The organism is Streptomyces noursei ATCC 11455 (assembly GCF_001704275.1).
GTDB lineage: Bacteria > Actinomycetota > Actinomycetes > Streptomycetales > Streptomycetaceae > Streptomyces > Streptomyces noursei.
The window spans coordinates 9,713,820-9,734,390 of sequence record NZ_CP011533.1 but is presented as its reverse complement, the minus strand read 5'-3'; the positions used below and the strand labels follow the sequence as shown (position 1 = coordinate 9,734,390).

18 protein-coding genes are annotated in these 20,571 nt (G+C 67.8%); 5 read left to right on the top strand and 13 right to left on the bottom strand.

Going from position 1 to position 20,571, the window contains the following annotated elements; all coding sequences use genetic code 11:
* The first annotated feature begins 74 nt into the window (after nt 1-74).
* The 5 genes from SNOUR_RS41640 (at nt 75) to SNOUR_RS41620 (ending at nt 5,052) form a co-directional block, all read left to right on the top strand.
* Nucleotides 75-422, top strand: coding sequence for a TadE/TadG family type IV pilus assembly protein (locus tag SNOUR_RS41640; RefSeq protein WP_067357451.1), 348 nt, complete (start codon nt 75-77; stop codon nt 420-422).
* 1 nt (nt 423) lies between these two features.
* On the top strand, nt 424-867 hold the full coding sequence (locus SNOUR_RS41635; RefSeq protein WP_067342901.1) for a TadE family protein: 444 nt from the start codon (nt 424-426) through the stop codon (nt 865-867).
* Nucleotides 868-911: 44 nt separating this feature from the next.
* Nucleotides 912-1,292, top strand: coding sequence for a hypothetical protein (locus tag SNOUR_RS41630; protein WP_312631451.1), 381 nt, complete (start codon nt 912-914; stop codon nt 1,290-1,292).
* On the top strand, nt 1,292-4,573 hold the full coding sequence (locus SNOUR_RS41625) for an AfsR/SARP family transcriptional regulator (RefSeq protein WP_067342905.1): 3,282 nt from the start codon (nt 1,292-1,294) through the stop codon (nt 4,571-4,573). The genes SNOUR_RS41630 and SNOUR_RS41625 overlap by 1 nt, the downstream gene beginning before the upstream one ends.
* A gap of 74 nt (nt 4,574-4,647) precedes the next feature.
* A complete protein-coding gene (locus SNOUR_RS41620; protein WP_159425714.1) occupies nt 4,648-5,052 on the top strand; it encodes a hypothetical protein in 405 nt (134 codons plus the stop codon).
* 48 nt (nt 5,053-5,100) lie between these two features.
* Here the strand turns inward: SNOUR_RS41620 and SNOUR_RS49040 are convergent, their stop codons facing one another.
* From SNOUR_RS49040 to SNOUR_RS46895, 13 genes are all read right to left on the bottom strand, one after another.
* On the bottom strand, nt 5,101-5,532 hold the full coding sequence (locus SNOUR_RS49040) for a hypothetical protein (protein ID WP_312631452.1): 432 nt from the start codon (nt 5,530-5,532) through the stop codon (nt 5,101-5,103).
* Nucleotides 5,529-5,912, bottom strand: coding sequence for a hypothetical protein (locus SNOUR_RS46905; protein WP_159425715.1), 384 nt, complete (start codon nt 5,910-5,912; stop codon nt 5,529-5,531). The genes SNOUR_RS49040 and SNOUR_RS46905 overlap by 4 nt, the downstream gene beginning before the upstream one ends.
* Before the next feature lie 589 nt (nt 5,913-6,501).
* A complete protein-coding gene (mihF, locus tag SNOUR_RS41615) occupies nt 6,502-6,816 on the bottom strand; it encodes an integration host factor, actinobacterial type (protein WP_067342908.1) in 315 nt (104 codons plus the stop codon).
* Nucleotides 6,817-8,089: 1,273 nt separating this feature from the next.
* Nucleotides 8,090-8,245 carry a hypothetical protein gene (locus SNOUR_RS46900; protein WP_159425716.1) on the bottom strand — a complete coding sequence of 52 codons (156 nt, stop codon included), beginning with the start codon at nt 8,243-8,245 and terminating at the stop codon, nt 8,090-8,092.
* Nucleotides 8,235-9,119 carry an IS982 family transposase gene (locus SNOUR_RS41605; protein ID WP_067342910.1) on the bottom strand — a complete coding sequence of 295 codons (885 nt, stop codon included), beginning with the start codon at nt 9,117-9,119 and terminating at the stop codon, nt 8,235-8,237. The genes SNOUR_RS46900 and SNOUR_RS41605 overlap by 11 nt, the downstream gene beginning before the upstream one ends.
* A 54-nt stretch (nt 9,120-9,173) precedes the next feature.
* On the bottom strand, nt 9,174-10,910 hold the full coding sequence (locus SNOUR_RS41600; RefSeq protein WP_099055615.1) for an acyl-CoA dehydrogenase family protein: 1,737 nt from the start codon (nt 10,908-10,910) through the stop codon (nt 9,174-9,176).
* A gap of 257 nt (nt 10,911-11,167) precedes the next feature.
* Complete coding sequence (locus tag SNOUR_RS41595; protein WP_067342912.1) at nt 11,168-12,211, bottom strand: GNAT family N-acetyltransferase; 1,044 nt, start codon at nt 12,209-12,211, stop codon at nt 11,168-11,170.
* Nucleotides 12,208-13,437: a hypothetical protein gene (locus SNOUR_RS41590; RefSeq protein ID WP_159425717.1), complete on the bottom strand. Its 1,230-nt coding sequence runs from the start codon at nt 13,435-13,437 to the stop codon at nt 12,208-12,210. Before SNOUR_RS41590 ends, SNOUR_RS41595 begins: the two co-directional genes overlap by 4 nt.
* Nucleotides 13,425-14,753 (bottom strand): ATP-grasp domain-containing protein, encoded by a 1,329-nt coding sequence (locus tag SNOUR_RS41585; RefSeq protein ID WP_067342915.1) that lies wholly within the window; start codon nt 14,751-14,753, stop codon nt 13,425-13,427. The genes SNOUR_RS41590 and SNOUR_RS41585 overlap by 13 nt, the downstream gene beginning before the upstream one ends.
* Nucleotides 14,753-16,060: an MFS transporter gene (locus SNOUR_RS41580; RefSeq protein ID WP_067342917.1), complete on the bottom strand. Its 1,308-nt coding sequence runs from the start codon at nt 16,058-16,060 to the stop codon at nt 14,753-14,755. Before SNOUR_RS41580 ends, SNOUR_RS41585 begins: the two co-directional genes overlap by 1 nt.
* 541 nt (nt 16,061-16,601) lie before the next feature.
* Entirely contained in the window at nt 16,602-17,321 is a 720-nt protein-coding gene (locus SNOUR_RS44285; RefSeq protein ID WP_159425718.1) for a sortase, read from the bottom strand.
* A 202-nt stretch (nt 17,322-17,523) separates the two neighbouring features.
* Nucleotides 17,524-18,780 carry an MSCRAMM family protein gene (locus tag SNOUR_RS41570; RefSeq protein ID WP_159425719.1) on the bottom strand — a complete coding sequence of 419 codons (1,257 nt, stop codon included), beginning with the start codon at nt 18,778-18,780 and terminating at the stop codon, nt 17,524-17,526.
* A 331-nt stretch (nt 18,781-19,111) separates the two neighbouring features.
* A complete protein-coding gene (locus SNOUR_RS46895) occupies nt 19,112-19,426 on the bottom strand; it encodes a hypothetical protein (RefSeq protein WP_159425720.1) in 315 nt (104 codons plus the stop codon).
* Nucleotides 19,427-20,571 lie beyond the last annotated feature (1,145 nt).

Here is a 20,571-nt window from a genome sequence, read left to right as displayed (position 1 = left end):
TGCCCGGCAGCGGGGGAAACAGCGATGGCCGAGGAAGGTGGTGGCGGCGGGATCAGGGGGAGGCATCGGTGCAGATGGCGATCGTGCTGCCGGCCATCATCGTGCTGACCCTCGCCGTGGTGCAGGCGGGGCTGTGGTTCCTGGCGCGCGGCATCGCGCTGACCGCTGCACGTGAAGGCGCTGCCGCCGCACGGAGTTACCACGCCACGCTCGGCCAGGGGCAGGAGCGTGCCCGCTCGGTGCTGGACCGGACCGCCGGGGATCTGCTCACCGGCGCCACGGTTCAGGCGGCCGGCACCGGGGAGCGTGTCCGTATCGAGGTCACGGGGCGTGCCTTGTCGCTGCTGCCGGGCGTTCCCGGGCTGCAGATCACTCAGGTCGCGACGGGCCCTATCGAGCGCTACACCTCGCCCGGAGGCTGAGATGCGTGTGCGCTGGCGGTTTGGCGATGACCGGGGCAGTCAGGCGGTCGAGGCAGCCATCGTGACGCCGTTGCTGGTGATGCTGGTGTGCCTGGCCATCGCCGCCGGCCGCCTGGTGCTGTCCGGCTCCCATGTGGATGCGGCGGCTGCCGATGCGGCCCGCGAAGCATCTTTGGCTCGCAGCGTCGAGGCCGCGCAGACTGGCGCCCTTGCCGCAGCTCGCGACACGCTCGGCCGCCAGGGGGTGTCGTGTGCGAGTACCAGCGTGTCGGTCGACACCAGCGGTCTCAATGCCCCCGTCGGTCAGCCCGCCGCGGTGACGGCCACGGTGCGGTGCAGCGTGAAACTGACGGATCTGCTGCTGCCCCTGCCGGGGGCGCACACACTGACGGGGACGTTCACCTCCGTGGTGGACACCTACCGAGAGCGAGTGGCGGGCTCATGACGCACCGGTGGGGAGGGTGGCGAGGGGATCGTGGATCGATCTCGGTGTACACGGCGATCTGCGCCGTGGCGCTACTGGCGCTGATCGGACTGCTCGTCGACGGGTACGGGCGGGTGCGGGCGGTGGAGCAGGCCGATGCGTTGGCGACGGAGGCGGCGCGGGCCGGGAGTCAGGCCGTCGATCCGGCCCAGGCTGTGCCCGGTCGGCAGGTGGTGGTTGATCCGCAGGCCGCCCGGGCGGCCGCGCAGGCATATCTGCGGGCGCACGGTGCGTCTGCGACCGTGACGGTCTCCAGCGGCGGCCGTCAGCTGAGCGTCAGCGTGCACACCGCCTACGCCGCGAAGTTCCTGCCCCTGGAGCTGGCGGTGTCCGGCCACGGGCACGCCAGCCTCGTCCGTGGCGTGGCAGTCGAGGAGGGATCCTGATGCCTACTGTTTCTCACCACCGGGGTGTTCTCCGGAAGCCGGGTGCGGTGGTGCGCGCGGTCGTCAGCGTGGTGGTGCTGGCCGCTGCGATGATCGGGGCTCCGGTCGGTCTTGCGATGGCGTCGCCCCTGGTGTGGGCCAGCGGTGGCGATGCTCTGTTCCACCTGCTCAGCCGTCCCGATACCGGTGCTGCGGCCCTGGTGGTCGTGCTGGCCGTCGCCTGGCTGGCCTGGGCGCAGTTCACGCTGAGCGTGTTGGTCGAGATCGTCGCGCAGGTCCGTGGCCGCGTCATCCGCCCGAGGTGGTCCCTGGCGGTCAGCCAGCGTGCCGCGGCGACGCTCATCAGCAGCATCGTGGTGCTCCTGCCGACCGGCACCGCGCTGGCGGCTCCCGTCTCTGCTCATGCCATCAGCGCTCATCCAAGTGCTGGGCCGGCTCGTGGCCCGTCCTCGCTTGGCGACGCGACGCCGGCCGCGAGGACAGCGCAGATGGACGGTCCTATGGTCCAGGCGGCTCAGACGCAGACGCAGCGCACCTACACCGTGCGGGAGGTCAGGCCGGCGGAGAGTCTGTGGGGCATTGCCGAGAAGGAGTTGGGTAACGGGGAGTTGTGGACGGCTATCGCCGACCTCAACGAGGGCCGCACCATGCCAGACGGCGCGATCTTCCACGCTGAGGGGTTCATACAGCCGGGGTGGGTACTGCGGCTACCAGATACTGGGCAGCACGCCGGACAACCCCACGATGCCAAGGCGCGGACCGTGGTGGTCAAGGAGGGCCAGACACTCTCCGACATCGCCCGGCAGCAACTCGGCGACGCCTCCCAGTATCCGCGGATCTTCGAAGCCAACCGCAACGCGCGGTTCACCGACCCCGGCCTCATCTACCCCGGGCAGCACCTGACGGTGCCCTCACCGACCAGCGACGGCACGAAATCCTCAAAATCCGCCCCGCCTCCCGACACGTTGCACCGCCCCGCCCCGAGCCAGGGCTCACCGGGCGCCCAGCGTGATCGAGATACCCAAGCCCTGCCCCACCAGAACAACCATGCCTCGCCCCGTCCCAAGCAACCGGAGCAACCCGCCGGTCCGTCCTCAGCCGACCCGACGCACACGGCGGCCGCCGCTCCCCCGGCGGCGCACCCCTCCCCCACGCCGACCCCCACTTCTGAACCCAGCACCGCTCATCCCTCTCCTACCTCGGCGGGCCCTGCGGCACCGGACGCGAGGAACGTCAGCCACCAGTCCGACACCGGCATCGGGACCCAGCAACTCGCCGGAATCGGGGCACTACTGGCTGCGGCGCTGACCGGCGGGCTGGCGCTGAAACGCATCCTCCAACAGCGACGACGCAAGGCGGGCGAGACGATCGCCATGCCCGACGAAGCCAGCGCACTGGAGCAGTCCCTGGCCGCGGCCGCCGAACCCGGCAGCGTCCAGCTTCTGGACACCGCCGCGCGCACCCTGCACCACCACCTGCTCGACCAGGGCGAAAAACTGCCGGCGCTGCACGGCGCCCGAGTCACCGGCCGAACCGTGGAACTTCGGCCCGACGCCCCCGCCACGGCACCGATCCCGCCGTTCACCGCGGGGGCGGACGGGTGGTGGACCCTGCCCGAGAAGGCTCAGTTGCTCGACGCCGACCAGGCGCGGAAGGTGCCCGCGCCGTGGCCGGGCCTGGTGACCATCGGCAGCAACCCCGATGGCGATCTGCTGCTGGTCAACCTCCCCCACACCCGCACCCTTTTGATCGAGGGCAACGAGGCGGAGGTGCGCACGGTGGTACGGGCCATCGCGATGGAGGCCGCGACATGCAGTTGGAGCGACCGCACCGAGATCCTCACCGTGGGACTGGGAGAGGAGTTGTCCACCCTTCTCCCCCAGGGTCGTGTCCGGGCGGTGCCCCACCTGCGGGCCGCCACCCGGGACCTGGGCGAACTCCTACTGGAGCAGCATCAATCTGTCGACGCCGAGACCAAACCACTGCCGTGGCTGCTGATCTGCGCTGCCGACGCCGAGGAGCAGGACGCGTGGGACCTGGCCGATGCCGTCGCCGCCGCCCGGGACCTGCCCGTCGCGCTGGTGCTCCCCGCTGCCCGCACCGCCGCCTGCTTTCCCGAAGCGGAGATCCTGCGTGCCGATGGCGACGAGCAGACCTGCAGTGCGCTGTCCAGCCGTGTGGTCATCCAGCACGTCACCGACCAGGACTACGCCCAGTTCATCGCCGACTTGCGCACTGCCGAGGAACCCGCCCGGCCAGCCGAGGGCCCGTGGCGGAACGTCCCTGATCCCACCCAAATCCCCGAGACGGATGGGCACATCGAGGAGGGGACGCCGTTTGCGGCGCTCGCGGCGGCCGCCGGTCCTGCCACCATTCACCGGTTCCCGATGCAGCCTCCCACCGGGGAACCAGCGGAAGGAGATGCGGAGGGTGTTGTCGATGAAGAAGGCCGCGCGCCGGCTGCGGTAGTGACGCTGCACAAGGGCACCGCGGACGAGCACGCTGAGCAGGTCAACCCCGCAGGCACAGGGTCTGAGAATCCCGATGCACCGCAGATCCAGGTCCTCGGGCCGGTCGCAGTGACTGGGATCCAGGCATCGGGACACGGCGGGAAGCTCGCCTCGCTGGCGGCATTGCTCTTCTTCAAACCCGGCCGTGGTGCCGAGGCGCTGTGCGAGGCCATGGATCCCGCCTCGCCTTGGTCACGGGCCACCCTGCAATCGCGCATGTCGGAGCTGCGCAGCCGCCTCGGCTCCGACACTGATGGCGAGCTGTACCTTCCGCGGCATCTCAACGCCGGATACCGCCTCTCGCCCGCCGTGCGCTGCGACTGGGTCCGCTTCCAACACCTGGCCGAACAGGGTCTTGCCCTCGGCCCGGACGTCGGCCTTGCACAACTGGAAGAAGCCCTGGAGCTGGTGCGAGGGCGTCCCTTCGAAGGTGGCGACCACGCCTGGGCAGCGCCCCTGCTCCAAGAAATGCTGGCCCGGATCACGGACGTCGCGCACACCATCGCCACATGGCGGCTCACCGGCCCGAGCAAGGATCTGGATGCCGCGCGACGCTCCATCACCATCGGACTTGAAGTCGATGACAGCGCGGAACTCCTCTACCAAGGCTGGATGAAAATCGAGCACGCCGCAGGCAACCGCGCCGGGATCTACAAAGCCGTCGAGGCCCTCCAAACCGTCAACCGTCGACTCGATGTCGGCATGCTGCCGGCGTCCGAGGCCCTCATCGAGAAACTGCTTGCCAGCCCTGCACATGCCGAGGTGATGTAGAGGTAACTCCCCCCAGTCCTTGTCCCGCGTGAGCCTCCGAGCTCGGGCGGGGCCACGCCGAAGACGCAGTCTGTGTGATCAGCGATCACGCCGGCCACGAAATCACAATCAAACGTCAGGAGAAGAACCGCATGGTCGACATCTGGGTGCTTTGCACCTCCCTGCAACCTGATTCCCCGCGCCAGTTGGTTCGAGCCGACGCCATTACCCATCTCAGGGCCTCAGCAAAGAAGCTGACTGCGTCGCGGCTCGGCTCCGGCGATGTCGTTACGCTCGCCCACAGGGACAGCGAGATGCTGGGCGTACCGGCTCCAAACGACCTGCCCGAGGACTTCGACCTGGCCCTGTTGGCCAAACATGCCGAAGCTGTCCAGCGCGCCAAGACCAGCGAGGAGCATCTCATCCTGCTTCCCGACCTGGATGACAATCGTCAGTGGGCGTGGTCGGTGTTCTCCGTCTCGGAGCTGTGGCCGGACTGAACTCTCAGGGCCGGGGCGTGAGGGGCTCATCGTGTCGGCCGGAGTTCCTCAATGTTGCAGGTCGGTGCGTGCACCTTGGCGCAACTCGACTTGTTTGATCTGCTCGGCCGAGTAACCCGAGACGCGCTTGATATTACGGTCGGCCAGGATAGCGCGGGCGCGTGACGCGCTCACTCCCCAATACGAGGCGGCTTGCTCTGCCGTCCACAGTCGGTTCTCCCAATCGCTCTGCAGTATCGTGCGAACGATTTGCCAGCCACAACGACGGAGGATCCTTTGGGCGTTCTGAACGGCAGAAGTACCGGCCACAGGCAATTCGAGGGTGCCTCCAGCCCCCTGCTTGAACTTTGTCTCGCTCCCGTTCTCGTAGGTGAAGCCGCGTTGCCCGAGGTCCGCGCTGAGTGCTGCATGGACCCGATCAGGTGGCAAGGCGTCCACTGAGTCAGGTCTGACCAGGAGAACCAGCGCGCTGTCTTTCACGACATTTCCCTGATGTGCTCCGGCAGTTCAGCGGCTACAACGTTGACGGGGACCCACTCGTCGTGCCCCATGTCGAGTCGACTGATCGACGGAAGGTACCGCAGCGATTTGGGATGGATCCACAGCCCGATCATTCCGTCGTCGAAGAACACTACTGCCCCGGGATTGTGATTCTCTTCCGGGACCTGAAACTTCGGAACGAAATCGCCATTCACCCACAAGTAGCCGAGCTCGTCTTGTGCGACGGGAGAATTTTTCGCAAGGTGCGATCCGACGGCGATCCATCCCCAGCTGTTCTCATGGTGCGGGATGTCCCGAACACGCGGCGGACAGGGCCAACCCGGCAGGTCGAACGCCCTGGCGTGAGGTTTGTCGACCATGACAGCTCCTTCGCGACTGGCCTGAGGTGACACCAACTTACGAGCGTGGCGCTCGCAAGTCAAAGTGGTGCCGAGAGCTTTGCCCGGCATTCATTTCGTTCCCAGGCCACCGTGCGCAGACTCGCGACAACCGTGCAATGGATTGGCCAGTCCTTGACCAAGTGAACTGATCATCAACCCTGCGCGCCCTGAGGTGGAACCATCCGTGACGGCCGGGTGCAAGCCCGCCTGCCGTCAGGCATGCAAGTGCCGACGTGAGACGGGGCAGACTACCGCCTGGGAAAGCTCGGCACACTGTCGGAAGAAGGACTTTGCCCGAGGGCTTCAACCTGGCGTTGCTGGCCAAACTCGGCGAAGCTCGCCAGCGTGCACGGAATAACGAGGACTGTTGCCCGACTTGGACGACAACCGTCAGTGGGGCTGGTCGGCGTTCCCCGTCTCGGAAGCGTGCACGAGCTTCCCTCACACGGCCACGCCTGGGTACATGCTCGCAGCGAACATAGCCAGGCGCCGGGATGGCCCCTCGGACGAGCGTGATGAGGGCGGCACAGGCTCTCGGCCCTCAGAGGGGCGCACGGGCGGCCACCGGTCACGCGCGGGGCGGGTAGAGACTGAGAAGTCGTTCCTTCTGACGGGCGCCGAGGCCCTGCACTCGTCGGGTCTCGGAGATCCCGAGTTCGTCCAGCAGTTGACTGGCGCGCACCTTGCCGATTCCTGGCAGCGCTTCCAGCAATCGCTTTACGTAGGTCTTCCCAACCACCGTGTCTTCGCGCTTCAACACCTCCTCCAATGTCACTTTGTGGTCCTTGAGCTGGGCCAGGATCTCGCCGCGCTCCTTGCGGACAGCCGCGGCCTTCTTCAACGCCTCGGACCGCTGAGCCGGGCTTAGCGTGGGCAGAGCCATCAGTCACCATCTCCCCTCTTCTCGTACGATGTTGTGGCACTCATCATTGCCCGTCATACCTGAAATGGCCAGGTCATTGAGACGTTTTCAAGCTGCGGCATCATGGAGTCAACCGAGACCAGTGCCCCTACTGCCCAGTCCGCACGCTACCGTCGAGCCATGAAGCAGCGACGTCGCTCCAGCGATCGAGGCCAGCCCGCCGCCTGAGTGTGCTCCGTTCAAAGGTGGGCAATGATGTTGGGGATGAACCAGGCAGCCCATGCCAGAGGCACGACAGCGATGTACGCCAGCGGGCGTCTGTGGATGGGCTTTCCCTGTTGCATGGGAGTGGCTCCGGGTGCCGTGGGCCCAGGGGGCGGCAGGGCGGCAATCTTACGGTGAGCGAAGACGTTCGCGATCAGGGTCGCGGGGGTGAAGGCGACCAGGGAAAGGGGCGACCACCAGCCCTGGTAAAGGGTCAGGGTCGTCAGCACCCGTATGACGGCTGTGCCGCAGGTTCTGCAGTACAGGCCATTTTGGGTGTGAAATCGCATGAGCATGATCACGCCTTGGTGTGCGCGCACGGATACGTGGGCGGCGGGCTGTGCTCCGCAGACGCGACAGTGCGGGGCGACGGACCACCAGGCAGGGGCAGGCTCAGTTGGTGCGTGCGGCTGCATCCTGGTCGGGGCATTGTGCATAGGGTCGTTGGGATTGGGGTGTGCCGGTGGTGTGGTCATCGGCATGTCTCCTGAAGGACGTTGTCTCGTGGGCTCGGATCGGGCCGGGTTCGGTGCGGGTTGGGGATATCGGGGGCTGGAAGGGGTTGTTCAGCCAGCTTCCGGTCCTCTCCGGTCGCGCCGGTGAGTTGCGTTTGCTGGTGGGTTGGCTGGCTGAAGGTTCGGTGAAGGGAGTCGTGCTCGGCCTTGCTCCCTGGCGGATGGGGTCTGGTGGCGGGTCGGCGTGCGAGAAGCGCGGCGTGAGAGCAGCCGGTGGCGTAGACGGCCTCGGGCTCGGGCTGCGGGGCGCGGTTCTCGAAGGGCGCATGCGACCGGTCCCGTTGGGTGTGCGCAGGACTCGCATGTGCGGGCGTATGCCGGTCATGTGCGGCGGTGCCGATGCCGCTTGCGAGCACTCCGCAGTCCTGTGGTGCGGGGGCGCCACCGAAGGCACGTCGTGGTGGTGTCGCGGTTGCCGGTATCGGGGCTGCGCGCGGGGTGTGCTGGTCTTGGCCGGTGCATCGGCACTAACGCGGCTGCGACGACGGTGCATGGCAGAGGGGTGATGGGGTTTGTCATCGGGGCCAGTTCTGGACGCTTTGGTGATGGTGCGGCTGGTCGGCTTCGTCGCGGGTGGTGGTGCCGGGCGTGGCGCCGTAGTGGTCTTGGTAGTTGGCGTTGGCGATGGGGATGGTGGCTAGATGAATGAGTCCGATGTCTTCAGTGGTCATACGCGATCAGTGATCGTTTGGCTGGGGCGTTGGTGGTCCAGTTGTGCCAGATCACCGTGGCCAGGGCGAGGAGTCGTTGACCGGTGCGGGCGAAGACACCGGCGAGTGTTCGGCCTCCGTGTTGTTCCAGGCTGAGCTGGCCTTTGAGGGTGTCGAATACCGCCTCGATCCACTGGCGGACGTGGGCCAGGCGTCCATGTCGGACAGGCTCGTTCTTCATGTCCGGCCGCACCAGATGGACGCCCAGGCACTCTTCGAGGAACGCCTCGAACTCCCGCCCGGCGAAGCCCTTGTCCGCGAGGATCACTTGACCGGAGCGGATGAGGTGGTGGTCGCGTTCCAGCAGCGCGGTCATCACCTGACGTTCACCGAGTTTGGGGTTGGCCAGGCACCAGGACACCGGCATGCCCTCGGCGGTGGTCAGCAGGTAGAGCCGGAATCCCCAGAAGAAGCGGGAATGGCTTGGGCAGTAGCCGTATCCGGCGTGCCCGGCCAGGTCGGAGCGTTTGACTGTCTCGCGGGAGGCCGCGCAGGGCACAGGTGTGGAATCGATCAACCGCAGGTTGTCGTTCCACGTGGGAACCTGCCTGGCCAAGGTCTCGATCACGCGGCTGATCAGCGGGCCGGCTGCGTTGAGGCGCTTGTTGTAGGCGGACTGTTGGGGTAGATAGCGAAAGAGGTGTCCCAGGCGGGCGTGTACGAAGCGGATCCAGTGCCTGGCTGAGGGAAAGCCCAGCAGGACCTGGGCGACGGCCAGGCACAGCAGTTCGGCGTCTGTCAGTTTCGGGGGTCGCCCGATCCGGCGACGCGGGGCCACATGGTCGTCGATGAACACGTACAGTGCCGCCAGAAGGGCGTCCAGGTTTGTCGTCACACACGAGCCAACGGGCGCCCTTCGCCATGGTCGCGGCCAGCACAAACATCGGACTCATTCATCTAGGTATTCGGTTGGGAGCGCGAAGGCGTCGGTGAGGGTGAGGAGGTGGGGGGTCAGGCGGTCGACGGTGTTGTCGATGTGTTCGGGGAGCGTGAGGGCGGCGTCTTCGGTGAGGTTTCCGCGACTGACGAGTGTGGTGATGTGGGGTGCCAGCTGCCGTAGCAGGACCAGGCGGCACATGTCGCGGAGCAGTTTTTTGGCTTGCGGATGGCGGCAGCCGTCGATGGCTTGGCGGAAGGCGTTGCCGGTTTGGACGGCGGTGTGAAGGGTGGCGGCGTCAACGGCGGGACGGCTGCTGCCGTTCCAGCGGCCCAATCCTTTGGTGTCGGAGGTCATGAAGCGTGAGCAGGCGGTGATGGCCAACAGGTCCCGGGCGCAGGCGAGCAGGTGGCACAGATCTTCCAGGGGGGTCTGTTCATCGAGGGATGTGACGATGAGGCCCTGATGGTCGGCGGTGGCGTCGAGCAGTGCGTCTGCGGAAAGGAGCTCGCCGGCGGCTTTGACTGTGATCGCAAGGTTGTCGCCCTCGGCAGTGATGGCCCCGGAGATTGCGTCGGCCATCCCTCCCAAGGCGTTGACGAGGAGGATCCCGTGGGCGCCGCATCGTTCCCTGGCCTCGGTGACGATGTCGAGACATGCCCAGGTGATCGTGGCCTTGGCCAGGGCGATGTCGCGTTCGAGGTCTTCCTGGTTGGTCTGGTCGTGAGCGGCCCAGGCATGGAGGGTGTGCCGGTGGAGACACGTCAGCGCGTAGAGAGTGCTGACGCGCGTGGTCAGCCGCTCGGCGTGGGTTCGGTGGCTGACGATGGGAACGGGCTCGGACCTGCCGGGAATGTAGCGGTTGTGGGCGTAGCGTGTGGCGATGTCCATCGCGGCGCGGGCTACGCCCAGGCACCCTGCGGACATTGCCAATTTGCCGGCAGTGACGCGGCGGATGCTGCGGAGGAAACGGGCACGGGGCTTTTCCACCGCGCTGATGAAGGAGCCGTTCGCGGACAGGTTTCCGTGGTCGCCTTCCAGCAGCGCAAAGCGCGACAGTCTGACGTGGTGGAAAGTGGTGATGCTGTGGTCCAGTGGGTTGTTGCCGGATCGGCTCGGCAGGGTGTCCACGTCGATGCCGGGGTGTGGGTGCCCGGTGGGGTCGGTGATGGATACGTGGAAGAGGAAGACGCCGTGGTCGTTTCCGTTGACCTGCAGGCGAGCGGCGACAACACCGTCCTTCGCACCGCCGATGGGCCCGGTATTGGGCATGAACTTCCTTGCGCCGGCATCCGGTGTGTGGAGGTCGAAGGTGCGTGTTGCTGGGTCCCAGGTGGCAGTGGTTCGCAGTTCGGCTGCATTGCAGCCAGCGCCGATCTCCGTGACGAGGAAGACGCCGGTGTGGGTGAGGTCGACAGTGAAGTGTTGGTTGGCTTCGGCCATGCTGCCGAGATACAGGTTGTGATGGATTGAGGCGAGTGAGGCGGTGGCCGGATCGGCGATGGCTATCCATTCGTGCAGGCCGGCCAGGCGGATGGGGTCCTCGGCCAGAGCGAAGGGGTGGGCGAGGAGATCGCTGATGGCGTGGAGTCGGCGGTAGGACTGGGCGATGCGCTCGTGGTCGGGCAGGGCGTCGTCGTGGCGGAAGCCGGGGTTGCCGATCAGGCCGCGCCAGGGTTCGTGGACGGTCTCGAAGTCATCGGGCTCGAAGAGAGCTTGTGTCAGGGCGTCGGCGGTGGTGTGGTCCATCTGAGGACCAGTGGTGGTGTAGTGCACGGGGGCCTCGCTTGAGATGTGTGCGGACGTGCCGTCCGCCGGGTGGGTGCGGGGTTCAGGCCGTGGTCGGCCTGCCGGGGAATTGCGTGCGGTGCATAAGTCGGAGCCGACGAGGGTGGTTGTTGAGGGCATCTGTCTCGATGCGGGTGTCGGCCGGGCCGGGGCGCCCCACGGGGATGCAGGTTTCAGCGCCGCCGACGCCAGGCATCGTGGGTGGAGCGCAGCGGAGGTCACCATGTTCCGGCCTCGGCTGTCAGCGTCGTGGTCCACTCGCACAAATATGCGGTCTTGTAGCGGTGCTGCCCTGGGTCGGGCAGGGTGCGGCCGAGGTCGAGTCGGCGGTAGCCGCTGCGGGCAAGATCATTGGTGAGAAGGCGCGTCAACGCGTGGCCGAATGCCAGCTCGGGATGGTCGGGTGCCATGGCGGGTAGCACCGAGTAGCAGGTGTCGCCGCGATAAAGGCAGACCGCGGCTGCCACGGGAGTGTTATCCAGACGGAGGCTGGCGACGAGTGCCTCCTGCGGGCCGATCCGGCGGACCACCTCAAGCAGAGCCCCGGGGTCCGCATCGTGGAGGACGGGGTGTCCGGCCCAGCGGCGCTGGTGCAGTTGCTCGGCGATGGCGGTGGCCGCGGCGAGTTCAGTCTGGGTCCGAGTCCGGGAGTAGAGCACCCTGCCGTCGGCAGCCAGTTGCGCCCAGGTGCGTTCCCGGCGTGCGTGCTCACGCCGCGTGGAGGGGCTCATGTTGGCGTACTGGACGGGGAGCGGGACGGTCGCGTAGTCGACGGTGCGGTGCTGCCAGGCGGGCTGCGCCTGCAGGATGTGGCCCAGGTGGGTGTGGGTGGGCAGGTCGGGGACGACGACGTGGGTCTCGCTGCTCGCGGCGGCTCCGAGGTAGCGGGCCAGGGCGTGGGCGACGGCCGGGTGGTGTGCACCGGGCCCGACGGGGCGCACCTGTTCCGCGTGCGGTGAGCCGAGCGGTTGGATGCGGGTGGGCTGCCCTCGCTCGCTGGTGCGCGACAGCGTCAGGGCCAGGGCAGCGGGGGCGGGGCCCTCAGCGACGAGGATGAGCGGAACCGAATTGGCTGGCAGCAGGGAGGCCCAGGCGCGCAGGAATCGAGGTGATTGATACGGCGTGGCGTCGGGATCATGTGTGTACATCGCTGGCCAGCGATGGGTGAGGAAGTCCTGGGCGGGCTGGCCTTCCAGGACGCGCAGGGGGATGTGATGGGGGGGTTGGTTGTGGCGGGTGCGGCAGGCGTCGAGGAGTTTCACCGGGGCCTCCGGGCGAGGTGGTACAGGCCGCGGGCTTCGGCGCGGCGGATGGTGTGGTGGTCATCTGTGATCGCCTGAGGGTGGGCGGAGGTCAGGGTGAGGGCCCCGGGGGATGTGTCGGCGTCGATGGTGCGGGTCACGGGTGCGCCGGGGGTGAGGGTGGGGGTGAAGCCGCTGACCGTGGGCAGGCAGGTCAGTGTTCGCAGGGTGGGGCCGTCGATGACGGCGTCCTCGGGGGCGATCAGAGTGATGCGGGTTGTGTGGTGGCCGGCGCGGTGCTCGGTGGGCGGGGGCTCCGCGGTGGTTTGGAGGGAGAGCAGGATGGGGCCGCGGTCGGGCGTGAGGACGATGCGGGTCCGGGCGGGTCCTGTACGGACGCCGAGGCGGTCCAGGACGGGTTGAAGGTAGCGGGTCAGGGAGCGCGCCAGTGCGTTGGTGGGGTCGAGTTGGTCGTCGCGGTCGGGCAGCAGGCTGGCGGTGCGGGTGGAGGCCCACAGGCTGGTGACGGTGTGGGTGGGGGCGCCTTCGAGGTCGCGGTGCGTGTGGGTGTGGAGCACGTATTGTGGGCCGGCGAGGCGCTCTTGGAGGACCAGGTCGCTGCCTCCCCCGCGGTTTCGAGCGGTGCGTTGCAGGCTCGGCCAGACCACGCGGACGTCGGCGGGGCTACGGCAGATGCGGGCTCCCGCGACGGAGGTGTTGGCCGGTGTCAGGACGTACTCGGTCGCGCGGAGGAACCGCATCCAGCGGGTGGCCGTGGTCAGGCTGGTGGTGCGCATGCCGCACGGCGCCGGCAGGGCGGCCTGTCGGAGGGCTTGGGCCTGTTCGTGCCGGTCTTGGCGGGCGTGTGCGGTGCTAGAGCCGTTTGTTGGCAGGCCAAGGGCTGCGGCGATCTGCTCGGCGAGATTGATGCCGTGGGCGCTGCCGGCCAGGACGGCGGTGACGTGGTGGGCGTTGAGTTCCTTGAAGGTGCGCCGCAGGCTCACGTGCTGGACGATCGCGGCGTAGGGGCAGCCATGGGGGAGCTCGGTGGCATGGGTGAGCGGAAGCCCGTGCGGTGGGAGATGGACGGCGATGGCGGTGTTGTGCTGGCGTGCGCAGGTGGGGAGTTCCGCGCTGGTGGGCGCCACGATGACAATGGCGCTTGGGGTCGGGGCGCGGTGTGCGGGGGTGATGTTGCTGGACGCGTTCATGGTGTTGTGCTCCGGGCGGGCGGTCAGCGCACGCACGTGCTGGCGAAGGGTGCGAGGGGGGTGATGGTGCAGGTGACGCGCTTGTCCATCTCCGCCAGGCGGTTCTCGCATGCGGCGATGTTGGGGCCGGTGACGACCCAGTGGGCCAGGCGGTCCTCTATGGTCAGGCCGTCTTCGACGATGGCGCCGACCTGTCGTGTCCACACGATGCGCTCCAGCCAGCTGGAGATGTTGGTCTGCCGGAGCGTGCTTTGGTCGGTGGTGCCTGGGTTCTCGTCTTCGGGCGTGTGGGAGTCGTCGAGACGCTGGTGCTCGATCTGGCCGACGGTGGAGGAGTAGAGGAAGCGGATGGCGGCGGCGTCCTGGCGCGTGGGGGTGAGGTCGGGGGTGCGGCCCAGTGCCAGTTCTGCTGACGCGCGGGGCAGGCTGATGCCGGTGGCGAGCTGGACCAGGAGCGGGATAAGGTCGCCGGCTTGGCGGCCGTTGACCTCCACCACGCGGGGGCCGGCTTTGGTCAGGCGCAACTCCACATGAACTGCGCCCAGTTGTATGCCCAGGGAACGGATGGCCGCCGTGGTCACCTCGGCGATGGTGTGGTCGTTGCGGAGCGGGTCATGGGCGTCGACCAGGTGGCCGACCTCCACGAACCGTGGTTCGGGTCCTAGGCTCTTGCGGGTGACGGCGATGATTCGTATGTCGGTCTCGCCTAGGACGATGCATTCGACACTGATCTCCGGGCCGGGCAAGTACTCCTCCACGAGGGTGCCTCGCACGGCGTAGTCGTGCAGTCCCAGTACGGTCGCTTCAGAGGCGGTCTCGAATGCGCGGCGGACTTCGTCAGGGGTGTCGGCTCGCAGTACTCCGATGCTCCCGGCCATTCCCCGGGGCTTGACGACGACCGGGTATCCCACCTTCTTGGCCTGCCGGACGGCCTCCTGTTCGTTCTGCACCTCGGCGAACGCCGCGGAGGGCACGGCGTGTTCGGCGAACACGGTGCGGGCGAGGGCTTTGTCGCGGCAGGCGTGCATCGCGGCCGTGTTCGCGCCGGGCAGGCCGAGGTCCTCGGCCAAGCGCGCGGCGAGCTCGACGTGGTGCTCCATGTAGGTCGTCACGCCGGCTACTCCGCGGTCCGTGTGCAGCTGCGTGATCGCGGCCGCCACGGCGTCGTGGTCGCGCAGGTCGATGTCCCACATGGCGGCGGTGTGGGGCCAGGCCCAGGCCGGCGGGTCTGTGTCCATGAGCAGCACGGGGTGGGTAGCGGCGATCTGCTCCAGGGTGAAGGCGCGCATGTCGGCATCGCCGGCGCCCAGGACGACGAGCACCGGACGCGAAGAAGAGGTGATGGCGCGCATCAGGGAGTTCCTTCCAGGTGGCGGGTATTTGTTGAAGGTGTGGAGTGCTGGGTGTGGCACCGGGGGAACAGCCGCCGCTGTCTGCCGGTGGTAGAAGCCGAGGCGGGGGCTGGTGGCGTGTAGGAGTCGCGGTGGCGCCACAGGCCGATCAGCGCCGCGGTCATGGCGAAGGCTTGGAGGGCGGCGGCGGCCAGCAGCAGCGCGGGCAAACTGGGGGCAGGCACCGCGGCGACCATCAGGCCGGCTACGGGCATCGGCACGACAACCAGGACAGCGGTGGCGGCGAACGTCACCCCGAAGAGGTCTTGTGGGATCAGCCGGGCGCGTAGTGTCCGCAGCACCACGGTGGTGGCGCCTTCGGCGCCCATGAGCACCGCGACGCTTACCGCATAGAGGGCGAACGTTCCGGCTACTGCGGCGGTCAGACACGCCAGGCAGGCCGCTGCGGCGGCGGCCGCGCCGACAGGCCAGAGCCCCCACCGGTCGACTGCGCGGCCGCACAGGCTCAAGGTCACCAGCGAGGCCACTCCGGCGGCGCTCCATACAGCTCCGGTCTGGAGGGAGGAGCGGCCGAAGGTGTCGAGCAAGGTGATCGGTGAGCTGGCCTGGAAGGCGCCGACGGCGAAGTTGCTGGCCATCAACCCGATGACGAGCCATGTCAGCGCGGGGATGGCGCGCACCGTCCGGTATCCGGTGACCAGTCCTGCGACCACGCTTGTGCGCTTCGGGGGTGGCGCGTCGGCGGTGGTGTCCTGAACAAGGGTCGTGGTGAGGGCTGCGAGGGCAGACAGAAGGGCTACCGCGACCAGGAGGGCTTGGGGACTGGCAAGGAGCAGCAGGCTGCCCAGGAGGGGTGCGGCCAGCAGAGCGGCCTGGTCGATGGCGACCTGGCAGGCTTGGATGCGGTGCCCGTCGTGGGCGGCTTGGCGGGTGAGATGGGCGCCGAGGGTCTCGGTGCCCATGAAGGAGATCTGGCCCAGGATCCCGCTGGTCGCTCCGGTTGCCAGCACCACGGCGGTGGCTGCCGGTCCGGCGGGGGCGAGGGCGCTCAGCGTCGCCGCGGCGGCCGTCAATAGGGCGGCGCGCGTGACGGAGGTCAGGCGCAGCAGGGTGATGGTGCGGAAGGCATCGAGGGCGGAGCCGCCTATCGCGTAGGCGGTCAGACGTGGGCCCCATTCAACGACGAAGGCCAGTCCGGTCAGGGTCGATGAACCGGTGGTGGTCAGCACCAGCAGCGGTATGCCGTAGGTGGCGATGGCGGTGGCCAGTGCGTCGGTGGTTCGCAGAGCGGCGATGACTCGGCGCATCTCGTCTCCTCCGCGGTGCTGGCCTGTCGTCAGGGCGAGGTCGACGTGCCGGCCACACCCGGACCTGGCTGGTTGTGGGAACTGCGGGAAGGGGGTGCCGTCGCCTCCCACACGCGGCGGCGGCACCCTTGTAGCCGAGGTCACCTTGGGGGAGGGCAGTCGATCTCGGCCAGACCAGTGCAGTCCGCATCAACGCCACGGGGCAGTGCCCTATGGCTATGCGTGGGCGGGTCTGCTGCCAGCTGGTGCTGTCGGAGAGTGGACCAGGGCTCGCGGCAACATCACAACGGTGTCTCCAAGGAGGCTGGGCTGCTGTTTCGCTGAGCGAAGAAGGTCGCCGAGGCGCTTCATCTGGTGGAGCGCGGCGCCTTGTTGCCGATGGCGGGTGATCGCGGGGAGGGTGGTGCGGGCAGGGCGCGGTGGGCTCATGAGGAGGCCGGGGAGTTCGCGCGCTCTGCTCGGGGGCTGCTTTCGGACGTGCACGGCGTCGAGCAGTGCCCGTCGAGGGCCGGTTGGCCAGCTGTGATCGAGGAGTTGGGGATCATAGACCGCCGCCCTTGGCGGTGAGGGCGGCGACGATGATGGTGCGTTTTGAATGTCCCAGGGCCGGCCAGCAGGTGACGATCGTCATCTCCGGCTGGGTGGGTGTGGCGTCAGGGTGGCCAGGCACCTGCCCGAGGTAGCCGACCGCGCTGGGCGGAACGGTGACGACCTTCGTGACTGTGTAGATGTAGGTGACGCGGTGGGCGGTCGTGACGTTGATATGCGAGCCCACCGTGATGCGGTCAACGTCTCTGAAGGGCGGGGCGCTCACCCCGCTGCGGTGTCCGGCTACGGCAAAATTGCCGATCTGGCCGGGCTCCTCCGTCCCTTCAAAGTGCCCTACACCTGAGTGGAGTTGCGCTGATCCGGTTCCTTCGTAGATCGGCTGCGCCCATGCATTCCCGAGTGCGGGGATGCGCAGAATCTCCTGGATGTGGCCTGCAACCCCGGCGGCCGGCTCGGTGCCGACGGCATGTCGACCGGCACCGGCGGGATTTGCCGCGCCCCAGTTGCGCAGGATGCGGTGCGCCTCGTCGGCTGATGTGTTGGTTCGGTCAGTCGACGAGGCGGAGGCCGGGGTGCTGGTAGCAGAGGTCGAGGGCCGGGACGCGGCAGAGTGCTGCGTGGCAGTTGACGGGGCGGCCGTCGACTGGCCGTTGGCGTGTGGCACTGCGAGCGCCGCGCCCAGGGCCACTGCGGCGGCCGCGGTGATGGCCACGGTGATCGCTGTGTTGCGGCGCCTGCGGCTACGGGGTGACGGTGTGTCGCCGGCAGGGGATGCGTCCGGCGGAACGTGGGGTTGTTCGGGCATGCTGTCCGTCCAGCGTGTGTGGGCCAGGGTCGGCAGGCAGTGCAGCGGCGGGCGGGCGTGCTGGGGGCGTGCTCGCCCGCCGCTGCGGACTTGGGGAGTACCTGTTAGGTCAGGCGCCGGTCTGCGGCAGCTCGTGGATCACGATCGGGCGCGGCCGCGGCGCGGGCTGCTCCGCGATCTTGGTGTCGGTGATGGTGACTTGGCCGGGCACCAGGTCACCGATGGTCACCGCGCGGTCCGGGGCGAGCTGGTAGCCGGGGGCCGCCTTGACCTCGTGAAGGGTGTAGCGGCCGGCCGGGATCCCATCTGCCTTCCAGATGCCGTGGGAGTCGGTCATGCCCTGCGCGACGGTGGCGCCGCGGCTGTCCTTGAGCGCGAAGTTGACGTCGCCCATCACCGTGTGGGAGTCGGCCGCGATCTTGACGACCTGCAGTGTGCCCCCGGTGGCGGTGGCCTTCAGATGCGCGGTCGCCGTGGCCGAGGAGCGGCCACCGGTGACGACCAGGCGCTGGGCGTCGGGGGTGTCGGGGAGCTGCGCGTACAGCGTGGTGCTGGGCAGCACTCCGGCGCGGGCAGTCAGGTCGATCGCGCCGGCCTTGCTGGCTATCAGGGTGGTTCGGGCAGTTCCTGCGTCGTCGGTGGTGACGCGGGTAGCTGCGGTCGAGGCGCCGCTGGCCTTCAAGTTCAGCGTTACGTGGGGCAGACGGTGACCGGTTGCGGAGGTGACGTCCACACTGATCGGCACCTGCTTGCCGGGCGTGACGGTGCCGCTGAGGGTGTGGATGTTGACCCGGTAGGGCCCGGCGTACCTCTCGGCCAGGTTCATGTACCTGGTGGCCAGAGTCTTCACGGACGCCGGCACGTTGGGGTAGTTCAGGCGCTCGGTGGCCCGCTGGCCGCCGGGGAAAGCGTAGGTTGTGCCGCGGTTGAGGTAGGTGGTGATGGCAGTGTCCGCCGCTGCCGCCTGATCGTCGTAGGGCGTGTGGGTGTCGCTGAGAATGAAGGCGGCGCGCATGAGGTCGGACTGGCTGACCTGGGCCCCTGTCGCCTTGGACGTCCAGGTCTTGAACGGGGTGAACGGGCCGTAGTGAACACCCTTGCGCGGGCCGGCCAGGAACGGATCGGCGCAGTAGGCGTGCGCGACGGCGTGCGGGTACAGGCTGCCCGGCTTGCCCAGGGCCCCGAAGTGACTGACTCCTCCTTGCCCGTTGGGGACGGTGTACCCCGGTCCCCACTTGTCGAGGGCGTGCGCCGACGGTGCGAACATCAGGCCGGTCCCCAGCGCGACCGCCGTTGCCGTCAGGATCGGCCGCCGGAGGCGGGATCGGCGACCGGTCGTGGCGGCACGCGATGCTGTCGTACTCATGGATCTCTCCAGTGTGGGGTTGTTGTGGAGGACAGGGCGGCTCAAGTGCCGTGGTCCACGGGATGGGGGGGTGGCGCGGTGTTTCCGTCTCGTGTCAGTGGCGCTGGCGGCACAAGGCATGTAGGTGCCGGCAGTTCGTCCGACGACCTCTCGTGCTCGGTCGCGGTCCTCTGCCTCCAGCCACCTCGCGCCACCGTTCACCTCGGTGGCGGTGCTTGTACTACGGCTGCATTCGAGCTGGGCGGAGTTGGCCGGGGAACCATGAGGAATTCCTCGGCCGTCCCCGGCCTTCGAGTGCGTGCGGAACAGAGACGGTGTGGTGCAGAATGGCTCAGTACAGCGAGGTGTACCAGCGATCAACCCACCCATATTGGCCCTTCAATGGGCCGTTGAGCACCTCGATCTTGACCCAACGCCAATGGCCCGTGGAGCAGTACGCCCAAAAGCTCGGCTTTTTGTACAGAATTCCTTTGGAGCTGGCCCAGTCGTATGGACGCGTACGCAAGTTCAGCGCGCTAGTGGTCACCCTCCCCATCGTGGCGCCCTGAATGTTTCCATGGTCCTTGACGGCTTCTATGAAGCCGCCGCATATCGACCCGTTCGCGGCGGTGGCGGGGGTGGCCACGACCACAGTGCCGGCGGTCATGAGGCCAGCAGTGACCGCGGCTGTGGCTGCGTTGCGGAGCCATCGGGAATTCATGGGACCTCCGTGTCCGCGTCAGCGGCTGTGTAGCACGATGACGCAAAGAGCTGATCGCACTCGCGGTAGAGGGAACTTGCGCAATCGGCCCCCTGTCGATCCCAGAACTGGCCGCTTTCCTCACTTCAAAGAAGCGACTGCGCCGTCCGGACGAGAATGTGAAACAGGTTCCCGAGCGTTCCGTACCCTGCGAGCTTCAGAATTGACATATCCACGCTGCCGAGGGCTACGCGGACCGTGACGCCACTGAGTCGACCAGCGATGCGGAGGTTGCACAACGCTGCAGCCGGGAAATGAGGATGGTTCTTCGCCTGGAGAAATTTGACGCCGAATGCGCTCCGCTGCATGAAATTTCGCCAGTCGAAATGCTTGTGATTGAGTATGAGAACAGGAGGTTGATGCTGGTGTCGTCCGGCGATTAGCTCTTGCAGCGGCCCCGAGGGGCCGCGGGCTCGGTACAGTCGATACAGCGCATAGCCATCCCCCGGCACAGTCCGACCGCGACCACCTCAATTACCCAAGTCGCCGAAGATCCGGCCTTCTACGAGACAGCTATGGCCATGTGGCTCTGAGAGGGCGGACCGCGCCCACCGCTTCCAGCTTGGCGGTTCAGCCCGACGAGTCTCGTGGAGTGTGATGGCCGGGCCGGTGCAGACCTCGGCCCGCTCCTCGACGGCGCGCACTCGCTCGACCACGGGCCAGCAGAGCTCGTCCCGTCCTGAGCCGGCGCGACCATCCCACCTGCTCAATCGAGGTGGCCCGAGACGGTACGAGGACGAACGGCAGCAACGCCCGCGCATCGAGCAGCACACCCGAGCCACCGCAGGCGGGCAGGCCGCGAGCGCCGAGTTGGCGGGCAGCAGTCTTCGATTTGCCCCCGGGGGCAGGGGCACCCGCATCGGCCAGCACGCTGATCGGTTGGTCGATGGCCCACGGCGGCCGCGGCATCCGATGATGATCGGTCAGCGACGTGGAGCTCAGCGGTCCTCAACCTCTGCTCGGCTCTCACGTGTGCAGCCCTGTGTCAGGACTGCCCGGCTCTTGGGCAAGGGAATGCGATGTTCTATGGATGAGGGTGCCCGTTTGACTGG